Raw genomic sequence first — 13,170 nt, forward strand, 5'->3', positions numbered from 1 at the left:
TGTTTTAGAAGACAGATGCATTACTGAACCTTGATTTGTTTACCGGACAAGTACTCCATCTAATGATGGAGCAATTTTGCACGCACGTTGTTTAAAATAACGTGAAATGATCTGCTTTATTTCTGTAGGTGAATTCCTGCAAGAAAGACGAACTCATTTCAAGGGATAATCATGAGCACAGCCTTTGAAGTCGATACGAATACTATCGCAACCCCATTTTCTACTCAGATCCCAGCAGTAGAAGGTATTTATGATCTAACTCCAGACCAAGTGTTGTTGGATCAAGAGCAGCACGAATCTGAAGTTCGTTCTTATCCGCGTCGCTTACCGATTGCTATTAAGCAAGCGTATGGCGCGTTGGTTGAAGATACACGTGGCCAGTTGTTCTTAGACTGCCTTGCTGGTGCCGGTACGTTGGCATTGGGTTACAACCACCCAGAAATCAACCAAGCGTTAAAAGATCAACTAGACAGCGGTTTGCCTTATCAGACGCTTGATATTGCGACCAAAGCAAAAACGGACTTTATCCAAGCGGTTAAAAACTTCCTGCCACAGCAACTAGCAGATAACTGCGTAGTGCAGTTCTGTGGTCCTTCAGGCGCAGATGCAGTAGAAGCTGCGATTAAGCTGGCAAAACAAACCACTGGCCGCAATACCATGTTTGCGTTCCGCGGTGCCTACCATGGTATGACTAATGGCACCATGGGCATGATGGGGAACTTGGGCACTAAAGCGCGTCGCACTGGCTTGATGTCAGACGTACACTTTATGCCATTCCCATATAATTTACGCTGTCCGTTTGGCCTAGGTGGTGATGAAGGTGCGAAAGCAAGCATCCGATACATCGAACGTCTTCTAAACGATGATGAAGCGGGCATTATGAAGCCAGCAGCGATTGTTGTTGAGCCCGTACAAGGCGAAGGCGGTGTTATCCCGGCTCCGGCTTTCTGGTTACGCGAACTTCGTCGTATCTGTGATGTGCACGGTATTCTTCTTATCCTTGATGAGATTCAATGTGGTGTCGGCAAGACGGGCTATAACTTCGCCTTTGAAGAAGCTGGTATCGTTCCTGATGTTCTCTGTTTGTCAAAAGCGATTGGTGGTGGTATGCCAATGTCGCTTCTTGTGATCAACAAGCAGCACGATACTTGGAAGCCAGGCGAACACACAGGGACTTTCCGTGGTAACCAACTGGCTATGGTCTCTGGTGCAAAAGCCTTAGAGATCATTGAACGCGATAACTTGGTTGAACACGCCAATATTGCTGGTCAATACTTACGTCATGGCCTAGAAGCGATGCAAAAGCGCGTAGACTGTATTGCAGAAGTGCGCGGTAAAGGCCTGATGCTGGGTGTTGAAATCCGCAAGCCAGGTAATGAACTTAATAAATTTGGTGAGCCAGTCGCGGACGGTGAACTGACGCTGAAGATTCAGCGTGCAGCGCTAGAGCGTGGCTTAATGGTTGAGAAGGGTGGTCGTGAAGGCTCGGTGATTCGCTTCCTACCTCCGTTAATCATCTCTTTTGAACAAATCGACTTTGCGCTGCGCGTCATGGAAGAAGCAATTCTTGTGGCTGGTGGCAACAAGGTTGATGCTGAACACACGAATGAGAGCTGGAAGCAACATTTCATCCATACGGGTGAGATGGGCAGTGCAGAGTTCTCTAAAGTGATGAATCACACCACAGCAGCGATGAAGTCTGTATTTGAGCAAGTAAAAGCGCCTTACTCGGGTCTTGAACCTAAGTTGTTAGAACACGCGATTAATGCGGTAGACCTAGATAACAAGAACGCGCCACTGATCGATGTTATCGGTGAAACTGCGGACTTGGTAGCGAAGAATTCTATCTTTGTTCAGCATCCAGATTGCATTGCGCACCTGCACACTCCACCGTTGATGCCAGCAGTAGCGGCAGAAGCAATGATTGCGGCTCTTAACCAATCGATGGACTCTTGGGACCAAGCGTCTTCTGCGACTTATGTAGAGCAGAAAGTGGTTGATTGGTTGTGTGATAAGTACGAGCTAGGCGAGAAATCAGACGGCATTTTCACTAGTGGCGGTACGCAGAGCAACCAAATGGGCCTCATGCTGGCTCGTGACTGGATTGCAGATAAGTTAAGCGGCCATTCTATTCAAAAGCTAGGGCTTCCCGATTACGCCGACAAGCTACGTATTGTCTGTTCGAATAAATCGCACTTCACGGTACAAAAGTCAGCGTCTTGGATGGGGTTGGGTGAAAAAGCGATTCTTGCCGTCGATGCCAATGCTGATGGTACGATGGACGTAACTAAGCTAGATGCTGTGATTGAACAAGCGAAGTCAGAAGGTTTGATTCCTTTCGCTATTGTGGGCACTGCTGGCACGACTGATCATGGCGCTATTGATGATCTCGACTTCATCGCCGATATGGCTGAAAAACACGAAATGTGGATGCACGTTGACGGCGCTTATGGTGGTGCATTGATTCTAAGCAGCCATAAAAATCGTCTGAAAGGCATTGAGCGCGCAGAGTCAGTCAGCGTGGATTTCCACAAGCTGTTCTACCAAACAATCAGCTGTGGTGCGCTGTTGGTTAATGACAAAGCCAACTTCAAGTTCTTGCTTCATCATGCAGATTACTTGAACCGCGAACACGATGAACTACCAAATTTGGTAGACAAGTCTATCGCAACGACTAAACGTTTTGACGCCTTGAAAGTCTTTATGACGATGCAAAACGTAGGGCCGAACACACTTGGTGAGATGTACGATCACTTATTGGGTCAGACGCAACAAGTTGCAAATCTTGTGCGCAACAGTGATGGATTTGAGCTATTGGCAGAGCCAGCTTTGTCGACTGTATTGTTCCGCGCGGTAAGCAGCGAAGCTGTCGATTTAGATGAACTCAACAAAGCTCTAAGACTGGAAGCGCTGGTTCGTGGCGTTGCGGTACTTGGAGAAACGGTAGTGGACGGCAAATCGGCGCTGAAATTCACTATTCTAAACCCTTGTTTGAAGATTTCGGATTTTGAATCTTTACTTAATAAAATCAACATTCTAGCGGCTGAGCTAGTTAAATAAAGGTAACGGAAAACTATGGCAGTTCTACAGATTGGTGCAGGCGGCGTTGGCTGGGTAGTTGCACACAAAGCAGCTCAAAACAACGACGTTCTGGGTGATATTACAATCGCATCACGTACCGTTGGTAAGTGTGAGAAAATCATCGGGTCTATTCAGAAGAAAAACAACCTGAAAGATTCAACTAAGAAGCTAGAAGCTCGCGCAGTAAATGCTGACGACGTAGATTCATTGGTTGCTCTTATTAAAGAAGTTCAGCCTGACCTTGTGATCAACGCAGGTCCTCCATGGGTAAACATGTCCATTATGGAAGCGTGTTACCAAGCGAAAGTGTCTTACCTAGATACTTCAGTAGCGGTTGACCTATGTTCAGAAGGCCAGCAAGTTCCACAAGCTTATGACTGGCAGTGGGGCTACCGTGAGAAGTTCGCAGAAGCGGGCATCACAGGTATTCTAGGGGCTGGTTTCGATCCGGGCGTAGTGTCTGTATTTGCTGCGTACGCAGTGAAGCACCTGTTCGATGAAATCGACACAATCGACGTGATGGATGTAAACGCAGGTGACCACGGTAAGAAGTTCGCAACGAACTTTGACCCAGAAACCAACATGCTAGAGATCCAAGGCGATTCTTTCTACTGGGAAAGCGGCGAGTGGAAACAAGTACCTTGTCACTCTCGTATGCTTGAGTTTGAATTCCCGAACTGTGGTTCACACAAAGTGTACTCAATGGCGCACGATGAAGTTCGCTCTATGCAGGAGTTCATCCCAGCTAAGCGTATCGAGTTCTGGATGGGTTTCGGTGACCGTTACCTGAACTATTTCAACGTAATGCGCGATATTGGCCTATTAAGCCCAGATCCGCTAACGTTGCACGATGGTACAGTGGTACAGCCTCTACACGTATTGAAAGCGCTACTACCAGACCCAACGTCACTAGCTCCGGGTTACACTGGCCTAACGTGCATCGGTACATGGGTTCAAGGTAAGAAAGATGGTAAAGAGCGCAGCGTGTTCATCTACAACAATGCTGACCACGAAGTGGCTTACGAAGATGTAGAACATCAGGCAATCTCTTACACCACTGGTGTACCAGCGATCACTGCTGCGCTGCAATTCTTCCGCGGTAAGTGGGCAGACAAAGGCGTGTTCAACATGGAGCAACTAGACCCAGATCCGTTCCTAGAAACAATGCCATCTATCGGTCTCGACTGGCACGTTCAAGAGCTGGAACCAGGTCAACCTGTGATCCACAAATTAAAATAAGAACTTAACCACTCTTATCTGAAATATAAATTTAAGCCGATGCGTTTGCGTCGGCTTTGTTCGATTTTATAGTGCCTCCGTTTAGGCGAGGGGCCCAAGGTAGTAACATGCAACAAAACGAACTAAAAACCCCGTACTTCATGATCAATGAAGACAAGCTGATTGCAAACCTAGAAAAAGCGAAGCAGCTAAAAGAAATCTCAGGGGTGAAGCTTGTCTTGGCACTGAAGTGCTTTTCGACTTGGGGCGTATTCGACATCATCAAGCCATACCTAGATGGGACAACCAGTTCTGGTCCGTTTGAAGTGAAGCTTGGCCACGAAACCTTTGGTGGCGAAACACACGCTTACAGTGTCGGTTATAGTGAAGATGACGTCCGCGATGTGGCTGACATCTGTGACAAGATGATTTTTAACTCACAATCACAACTTGCGGCTTACCGTCATATAGTAGAAGGCAAAGCTTCAATTGGTCTGCGTCTAAACCCTGGTGTGAGCTACGCTGGACAAGACCTGGCAAACCCTGCTCGTCAATTCTCTCGTCTTGGTGTTCAGGCTGATCATATCAAACCGGAAGTCTTTGAAGGGATTGACGGCGTGATGTTCCACATGAACTGTGAGAACAAAGATGTCGATGCGTTTATCGGCTTGCTTGATTCAATCTCTGAGCAGTTTGGTGAGTACCTAGATAAGCTGGATTGGGTGAGCATGGGCGGTGGTGTGTTTTTCACGTGGCCGGGTTACGACATTGAAAAGCTAGGTCTAGCACTGAAAGCCTTCTCTGAAAAACACGGCGTACAAATGTACCTAGAGCCGGGCGAAGCGATCATCACCAAGACGACTGACCTTGTCGTAACAGTGGTTGATATTGTGGAGAACGTGAAGAAAACCGCGATCGTGGATTCAGCAACAGAAGCACACCGTTTGGATACCCTTATCTATGATGAACCTGCCTCGATACTTGAAGCTTCAGAAAATGGTGAACACGAATACGTGATCGGTTCATGTTCTTGCCTAGCCGGCGACCAGTTCTGTGTGGCGAACTTTGATCAGTCTCTTGAGATTGGTCAGCGTCTACACATTTTGGATAGCGCAGGTTACACCATGGTTAAGTTAAACTGGTTTAATGGTTTACGTATGCCTTCGGTTTATTGCGAGCGTTCAAATGGTGACATCCAGAAGTTGAATGAATTTGACTATTCAGACTTTAAACGTTCACTATCGCAGTGGTCAGTAAAATAAAAAAGAGCAGCTTCGGCTGCTCTTTCTGTATCTACCTTCTATTTTGGTTTTGAGCTATGCTTCTACCATCACTTTGGTATCTTCACTCAGTGATTCAAGCTCATTGGCGATGTCATCAATGTCGACTTCAGCGGGTAACCTAATGGCCATGTTTGCGGTAAATAGGCTTGAGCTGACTCCACCTCCACCTGCAATGAATACGCGTTGGCAATCCATATCTAGAATACTCACTCCTTGTCCATCCAAGATATGAGTGATTTCATTAACAATACCGGCGCGATCATTCGAGTCTAATCGGAGTTGGTAGATAGTGTCTGTATTGTAGTTGTGTGCTTGCGAATCAATAATCTGAACAACCAAGCCTTGCTGATCTTGGAAAGCATCTTTCACGAGGTCGGCATTCTGCACAGGCACCTCAACTTTGATGACCGCGGCTACTTGATCTTCTATAAAGTTCACTTTGCTGATCAACCATTTCCCACCGTTCTCGTGAGTGATTGCAGCGAGCTGTTTGATCGTATTGGGCGTCGCTCTACCGACAAAATTAACAATGAATGTACTGTTCACGTGCGGACTCCTACAGGAAATAGAATTAACGGCTTAAATCCAAGTGTAGGGTAGCAGGCACAATAAGGCATGACAGAGTTCAAGATTTTAAGCTAATCCTTTGTCCGATATACAGTTATTATACTGCGAGCACAAAAAAGCGACGTCGTAACGTCGCTTGTAGTAGTGAATTGTGATGGTTGTCTGTTGGGCTAAAAGCTTATCTTCATTTCAACACCGTAGAACACGTTGTCGTACTGAGCACCAGACTCCAACGCAAACTTGGCAGCTTGATCATTACCAAACCAAGGATTGCTGCTATATTGCAGTTCTGCACTACCACCCCAAGTATTGCTTACCCAACCATGGATGTGGCCCACAGGGTTGAGGAAAAACAAAGTCACGTCGCCCATGGTGGCAGAACCCAAGACTTCACCGCCCGAAGTAATGATATCTTGCTCGGCTTCTAACATCAGCTCACCAACAACAGCACCAAAAAATGGGGTAATGAATACATCTTGCCAGGAAGGAACTTCAGCAAATGCTTCTACGCCATACTCCCAAAAGAAAGTCGACATGGTTGCGGAGTATAGGAACGACTCAAACTCATTAAACCCTGCATGACGCGCAGCAGTATAATAAACACCACCAAAGTATGGATGCATAACATAGTTAAGATAATGTTCATCTCGGTCCCACACGGGGCCTGCTGTTACATTGTCTTTCCATTTTGAGCCTAATCCGCTGAGGTTACGGTCTTCTTCATCCCATTTGGTGATGGATTCTGGAAGTAGAGTCATTAAACCTACTGTTGCGACACTTAGGCCCAAAATTGTGTAAGTTTGGCCTTTTAGGTACTCCCAGTCTCTTTCGTCTTGTACCGTAAGGTATTTGGCTACGGGTTCTTCATCAAGCTTCAATGCGCTTTCATTTGCGTTGAAATTATATGGGTCTAATAGAGCGGTAGAGTTGCCATTGGTATAGAAAGGGTAATTTTGAGCTTGATCAACCGTGTATGACAACTCAATATGTTGACTTGAGTAATCCATACTCGCATTGCTAAAAGTCGAGTATGACAAGATTAAAGCGGTTAGGCCGGTCTTTAACACGGAAGGCTCCAATAGCGGTTTTTAATGATCTGGCTCACAATTATCTATTAAAGTCAGTTCAATGAAAACATGAATTTAGGCTAATAGTCTACTTCGTGTACTTTTCTTCGCTAAGAATCAAAAATACAACAAGCATGTTTACACAGCATGCAATCAGAAAGGATGAATAATGTTAAAAATTGCAATGTTAAGTACAGGGGAAGAAGTCCTTCATGGAGACATTGTAGACACCAATGCCGCTTGGCTATCTCAGTTGTTTTTTGAAAGTGGTTATTCATTAACAAAGCGCTCAACGGTAGGAGATGAAAAGTCATCTTTGGTCGAAGAACTGGTGATGCTTAGTTTCAACAGCGATATTGTTATCGTTAATGGTGGGTTAGGCCCAACAAGTGATGATTTAAGCGCAGAAGCGGCTGCTCTTGCGGCAGAAACAGACTTAGTTGAATGCTCAGAGTGGGTTGAGCGTCTTAAGGCGTTTTTTGCTGCTCGTGGCGTAAATATGCCAGCAAGCAATATGAAGCAGGCGATGTTACCTAGAGGCTCGACCATGGTCGATAACCCAGTTGGCACCGCTTGTGGTTTCAAAGTAACCATTAACGATTGTTGTTTTTATTTTACGCCAGGTGTGCCGAGCGAGTTTAAGCGCATGATTGAAAGCGAAATCTTGCCGGATATGAGAAAGCATTTTCCTATTGAAAGTGGGATGGACTGTAGCAAACTGCATACGTTCGGGACTTCAGAGTCGGCACTGTCCGATAAGCTAGATAAAGTTGAGCTTCCTGAGGGGTACTTCCTTGGTTATCGCTCTTACATCCCATACATTGAAGTTAAGTTATTCGGGCCGAAAGGGGATGTGGATCGCAGAGTTAAGCTCCTGCAGATCATCTATAAGTTAATAGCGGAGCATGTAGTGAGTGTTGATGAGTCCATGCAGCAACATGTCGCTCATTTGATGCTAGAAAAGAAGCTGTCGATTTCAACGGCGGAGCAATCGACACACGGTAGTCTGTCAAAGTGGCTGCATTTCGACGAAGCCGCCGCGCAATTCTGTGGACATGGGTGGGTTTTGAGTAGTCAAGTGGATGTAGGACAAGAGGAAGGAGACTCACTTGCCGCTGCATTTGCACTTGCTGGTGCGACTAAGGAAAAATGCGGGACTGATCTATCTATTGTTACAGGTCATGTATCGGACAGCACTTTTTCGGTTGCTATTGCGAGTAAAGAGGGAGAATGGGGGCAAACGTTGACGTTCGGTAGAAAATATTCGAGAGACGATCAAACGTTAGTTATCACGACAGTTGCAGCTGACATGCTAAGACGTTACTTCGCTGGTCAGGCTATGTTCCCAACCTATAGCTCCCTAAAACGCGTCAAAGAGATGTTTGTGCCACAAAGTGCGATTCAAGGCTAGTTATGACAGATAACATTATTTAACTCTATGAATAACTTATTTATTCGTTTATCACTCGAAAGTCAGGATCTTAGAATAAAATAGTATAATAGCTATGTCATTGATTTAAATAATAAATATTAACTTACTCCAGATTGAGCCGGAAGTTTTAACATTTGCGTCTTAGACTTACTATTCGTCTAATTTTCACTCTGTGAGGTAGTCATGTTCCATCACTCAAAAATTTTAGTTTGGTATCAGATTGCTGGTCAAAAGGTTATTTTAGGGGAAGCGGTGAGTAATGAGTGCTTTGATGCAATTTCTTTGTGGCTAACTGCACCTGAAGAGGCCGATCAGGAGGGAGGGCTGGGCTACCGTTTATCATTATTTGATGATGATGGCAGACAAATCGCGAATAAAGCAGTCTCAATGTTGACGGCTGATGCATTACTTTCAGGCAGTAACAAAACGAGTGTGACACGCTATTAAAAAGCCCGGTAATCCTACCGGGCTCAATCCACACAATTGACGCGTTATGCGCGTTTTTCTTTCAAGGTGTAATTGACATTTTCAAGTTGAACGTCAGATTTAGCCTTTGAGATGCATGGCAAGATTTCGTCTGTTTGCGTATACGCCATAGCAAAACCAACGTACTCTACCTCTCCTGAAACCAACTTACATCGACACGCACCACAGTGACCATCTCGGCAGTTATATTCAGGTTCAATACCAGCTTTTTCCATCGTTTCTAAAATTGTATTAGAAGGGTTGGACTGAATAGCTGAAATTCCGTTGATTTTGATACTGGGCATTACAGTTCGAAGTCCTTAAAGTCATCCGCACGTACATCACTATCGATTTGACCAACAAGGTAAGATGAAATCTCAGCTTCTTGAGGGGCAACCTGAACGTTGTCAGAAGATAGCCATGCATTGATCCAAGGAATCGGGTTCGTGGTCGCCTCTGGGTAAGCTGCACCTAAGCCAACTGCTTGCATACGTATGTTAGTAATGTACTCAACATACTGGCACAAGATGTCTTTGTTCAAACCGATCATTGAGCCATCTTTGAATAGGTACTCTGCCCACTCTTTTTCTTGCTCTGCTGCGGCTTTGAACAAATCAAAACACTCTTGCTTGCACTCTTCAGCAATCTGCATGAACGCAAAGTCATCTTGACCGTTGCGTAGCAAGTTGATCATGTGCTGTGTACCAGTTAGGTGCAGTGCTTCATCACGAGCGATAAGCTTGATGATTTTCGCATTACCTTCCATCAGTTCACGTTCAGCAAACGCAAAAGAACAAGCGAAACTTACGTAGAAACGGATCGCTTCCAGCGCGTTCACTGACATCAAGCACAAATAAAGTTGCTTCTTCAGATCTTGCAGACTGATCTTCACCTCTTCACCATTGATTTGGTGCGTACCTTCACCGTAACGGTGGTAGTCGTTAGTCAGTTGAATCAGCTTATCGTAGTAGTGAGAAATGTCTTCTGCACGCTTTAGGATGTGCTCGTTTTCAACGATGTCATCAAACACGATGCCCGGATCGTTCACGATGTTACGGATGATGTGCGTGTAAGAGCGAGAGTGAATAGTCTCAGAGAATGACCAAGTCTCAATCCACGTTTCTACTTCCGGCAGAGAAACCAGTGGCAGCAGTGCTACGTTAGGACTACGGCCTTGAATCGAATCAAGTAGAGTCTGGTACTTCAAGTTAGAGATGAAAATGTGCTTTTCATGATCTGGAAGCTTGTTGTAGTCGATGCGATCACTTGATACATCGACTTCTTCTGGACGCCAGAAGAAAGAAAGCTGTTTCTCGATCAGCTTTTCAAAAATTTCAAATTTCTGTTGGTCGTAACGAGCGACGTTAACGGATTGACCCAAGAACATTGGTTCTTTTAATTGATCGTTCTTGTTTCTGTTAAAAGTACTGTAAGCCATAGTGCCTCAATTCCTTTTAAGCCCCTCTCGCTGAGGGGCATAATTTGTTAAACCTGAATAAACCCTATTAAGTGTGGGTTATGGATTAAATCTTACAACCGCCGCCTGAACAATCGTCGTCTTGTGGTTGTACTGCGTCTTTCTGGTCATCACTCGCGCCATCACGAGTGTTATGGTAGTAAAGTGTTTTCACACCGTACTTGTACGCAGTCAACAGGTCTTGCAGCAGTTGTTTCATTGGAACTTTGCCACTTTCAAAACGCGTTGGGTCGTAGTTGGTGTTTGCTGAAATCGCTTGGTCGACAAACTTCTGCATAATACCAACTAGGTGCAGGTAACCATTGTTTGAGCCAATGTTCCACAGCAACTCGTAGTTGTTTTTCAGGTTAATAAAATCAGGTACAACTTGTTTTAGGATACCGTCTTTTGATGCTTTAACAGAGACATAGCCTCGTGGTGGTTCAATACCGTTTGTCGCGTTAGAAATCTGCGAAGAGGTCTCCGATGGCATCAAGGCTGTTAGCGTAGAGTTACGCAGGCCGTGCTCCATGATCTCTTCACGTAGCGTGTCCCAGTCGTAATGAAGCTCTTCGTCACAAACCAGATCGATATCTTTCTTGTATGTATCGATTGGCAACAGACCTTTCGCGTAGTTCGTTTCATTGAACGATGGGCATTTACCTTGTTCCTTTGCCAGCTCTACTGATGCTTTTAACAAGTAGTACTGAATCGCTTCGAACGTGCGGTGAGTCAGACCGTTTGCGCTACCGTCAGAGTACTTAACGCCATTCTTCGCTAGGTAGTATGCAAAGTTGATTACACCTACACCTAGAGTTCGGCGGTTCATTGTAGACTTGTATGCCGCCGGAAGAGGGTAGTCTTGGTAGTCAAGCAGTGCATCCAGAGCACGTACAACCAATTCAGAAAGCTCTTCAAAGTCATCTAGAGACTTAATCGCGCCCAAGTTAAAGGCCGATAGAGTACACAGTGCAATCTCACCAGAGTCATCTTCAACGTTTGTTAAAGGTTTCGTTGGCAGTGCGATTTCCAAACACAGGTTAGACTGACGAACAGGTGCCACTTTCGAGTCGAACGGGCTATGAGTATTACAGTGGTCAACATTTTGAATGTAAATACGACCTGTAGAAGCACGCTCTTGCATTAACAGAGAGAACATCTCGACAGCTTTAACGGTCTCTTTCTTAATCGAAGGATCGTTTTCGTATTTCACGTATAGACGTTCGAATTCGTCTTGGTCTTCAAAGAACGCGTCGTATAGACCTGGTACGTCAGATGGCGAGAACAACGTAATGTTGCCACCTTCCACTAGGCGTTGGTACATCAAACGGTTTAGCTGAACACCGTAGTCCATGTGACGAACACGGTTTTCTTCAACACCACGGTTGTTCTTCAGAACCATCAGAGCTTGAGACTCACCGTGCCACAGTGGGTAGAATACTGTCGCTGCACCGCCACGAACACCACCCTGAGAACAGCATTTCACTGCTGTCTGGAAGTATTTGTAGAATGGGATACAACCAGTGTGGAACGCTTCACCGCCGCGGATTTCAGAACCCAGCGCACGAATGCGACCCGCGTTGATACCAATACCTGCGCGTTGAGATACGTAACGAACGATAGAGCTTGCCGTTGCGTTAATTGAATCTAGGCTATCACCACACTCGATCAGCACACATGAGCTGAACTGGCGAGTAGGGGTACGTACACCAGACATGATCGGTGTAGGTAGAGAAATTTTGAATGTTGAAGTCGCATCGTAGAAACGCTTGATGTAATCCAAGCGCGTGTCTTTTGGATACTTAGCGAACAGACAAGCGGCAACCAGAATGTATAAGAACTGAGCACTTTCGTAAATTTGGCCTGTTACACGGTTCTGAACGAAGTATTTGCCTTCAAGCTGTTTGACTGCTGCGTAAGAAAAATCAAGATCGCGCTTGTGATCAAGGTAGGCACCTAGCTCATCTAACTCTGCTTTCGAGTAATCTTCCAGAATGTGCTTGTCGTATTTTCCTAATTCAACCAGTTTTGAAACATGGTCAAACAGTGTTGGTGGCTCATATTGGCCATAGGCTTTTTTACGCAAGTGGAAGACGGCCAGACGCGCCGCCAGATATTGATAATCTGGAGTTTCTTCAGAGATCAGGTCTGCCGCAGACTTGATGATCGTTTCATGGATATCTGTGGTCGTAATGCCTTCGTAAAACTGGATGTGAGCGCGCAGTTCTACCTGAGATACAGAAACGTTATCTAGGCCTTCCGCGGCCCATGTAATTACTCGGTGGATCTTTTCTAGATCAATATTTTCTTTGCGGCCATCACGTTTAGTAACGGTTAGTCGTTGGTTCATTCTGCTTCATTTCCCTAGAAAAACTGATAAAAGCCGTATTTATGTATAATTCTTGTAAAATATGTACGGGCTTTGTGATCGAAGTCTATCTATATATTGTAGTTCAAACACAACATATAGGGGTGCATGTGATTGCGGGTTACAAGATAGTGCTATCGATGGCTATTTTCAAGTTACAGATCTTGGATGACTTGTGGATAACTGTGAAAATAAAAAAAATCTGTAAGTAACTACTAACCGATGAAATTAGG

At 45.2% G+C, this 13,170-nt stretch carries 10 protein-coding genes; 5 read left to right on the top strand and 5 right to left on the bottom strand.

All coding sequences use genetic code 11. The features are described 5' to 3' along the window. Nucleotides 1-171: 171 nt before the first annotated feature. From VNE01S_RS02040 to nspC, 3 genes are all read left to right on the top strand, one after another. Nucleotides 172-3,060: a pyridoxal phosphate-dependent class III aminotransferase gene (locus tag VNE01S_RS02040; RefSeq protein WP_053395512.1), complete on the top strand. Its 2,889-nt coding sequence runs from the start codon at nucleotides 172-174 to the stop codon at nucleotides 3,058-3,060. Nucleotides 3,061-3,075: 15 nt separating this feature from the next. Next, nucleotides 3,076-4,320: a carboxynorspermidine synthase gene (locus VNE01S_RS02045; RefSeq protein WP_053395511.1), complete on the top strand. Its 1,245-nt coding sequence runs from the start codon at nucleotides 3,076-3,078 to the stop codon at nucleotides 4,318-4,320. 107 nt (nucleotides 4,321-4,427) lie between these two features. Continuing rightward, nucleotides 4,428-5,561: a carboxynorspermidine decarboxylase gene (gene nspC, locus VNE01S_RS02050; protein ID WP_053395510.1), complete on the top strand. Its 1,134-nt coding sequence runs from the start codon at nucleotides 4,428-4,430 to the stop codon at nucleotides 5,559-5,561. A gap of 54 nt (nucleotides 5,562-5,615) precedes the next feature. On the opposite strand, the gene VNE01S_RS02055 is transcribed toward nspC, so the two are convergent. Both VNE01S_RS02055 and VNE01S_RS02060 read right to left on the bottom strand, forming a co-directional pair. Further along, nucleotides 5,616-6,128, bottom strand: a complete 513-nt coding sequence (locus VNE01S_RS02055; RefSeq protein ID WP_053395509.1) for a glycine cleavage system transcriptional repressor — start codon at nucleotides 6,126-6,128, stop codon at nucleotides 5,616-5,618. A gap of 191 nt (nucleotides 6,129-6,319) precedes the next feature. Beyond that, nucleotides 6,320-7,216 carry a DUF3943 domain-containing protein gene (locus VNE01S_RS02060; RefSeq protein WP_053395508.1) on the bottom strand — a complete coding sequence of 299 codons (897 nt, stop codon included), beginning with the start codon at nucleotides 7,214-7,216 and terminating at the stop codon, nucleotides 6,320-6,322. Between the two features lie 169 nt (nucleotides 7,217-7,385). Here VNE01S_RS02060 and VNE01S_RS02065 point away from each other — a divergent pair, with 169 nt between their 5' ends. After that, nucleotides 7,386-8,627: a CinA family nicotinamide mononucleotide deamidase-related protein gene (locus tag VNE01S_RS02065; RefSeq protein ID WP_061781623.1), complete on the top strand. Its 1,242-nt coding sequence runs from the start codon at nucleotides 7,386-7,388 to the stop codon at nucleotides 8,625-8,627. Nucleotides 8,628-8,831: 204 nt separating this feature from the next. Continuing rightward, complete coding sequence (locus VNE01S_RS02070; RefSeq protein ID WP_053395506.1) at nucleotides 8,832-9,095, top strand: hypothetical protein; 264 nt, start codon at nucleotides 8,832-8,834, stop codon at nucleotides 9,093-9,095. Nucleotides 9,096-9,139: 44 nt separating this feature from the next. Here VNE01S_RS02070 and yfaE read toward each other — a convergent pair whose 3' ends face one another. The 3 genes from yfaE to nrdA all read right to left on the bottom strand — a co-directional run bounded on the left by yfaE (nucleotide 9,140) and on the right by nrdA (nucleotide 12,919). Further along, the gene (gene yfaE, locus VNE01S_RS02075) at nucleotides 9,140-9,418 is read right to left on the bottom strand and encodes a class I ribonucleotide reductase maintenance protein YfaE (protein ID WP_053395505.1); all 279 of its coding nucleotides are present in this window, start codon (nucleotides 9,416-9,418) and stop codon (nucleotides 9,140-9,142) included. Then, on the bottom strand, nucleotides 9,418-10,551 hold the full coding sequence (nrdB, locus tag VNE01S_RS02080; RefSeq protein ID WP_053395504.1) for a class Ia ribonucleoside-diphosphate reductase subunit beta: 1,134 nt from the start codon (nucleotides 10,549-10,551) through the stop codon (nucleotides 9,418-9,420). The genes yfaE and nrdB overlap by 1 nt, the downstream gene beginning before the upstream one ends. Before the next feature lie 85 nt (nucleotides 10,552-10,636). Further along, nucleotides 10,637-12,919: a class 1a ribonucleoside-diphosphate reductase subunit alpha gene (gene nrdA, locus VNE01S_RS02085; RefSeq protein WP_053395503.1), complete on the bottom strand. Its 2,283-nt coding sequence runs from the start codon at nucleotides 12,917-12,919 to the stop codon at nucleotides 10,637-10,639. Between the last annotated feature and the right edge of the window lie 251 nt (nucleotides 12,920-13,170).

The organism is Vibrio nereis NBRC 15637 (assembly GCF_001591105.1).
Classification (GTDB): domain Bacteria; phylum Pseudomonadota; class Gammaproteobacteria; order Enterobacterales; family Vibrionaceae; genus Vibrio; species Vibrio nereis.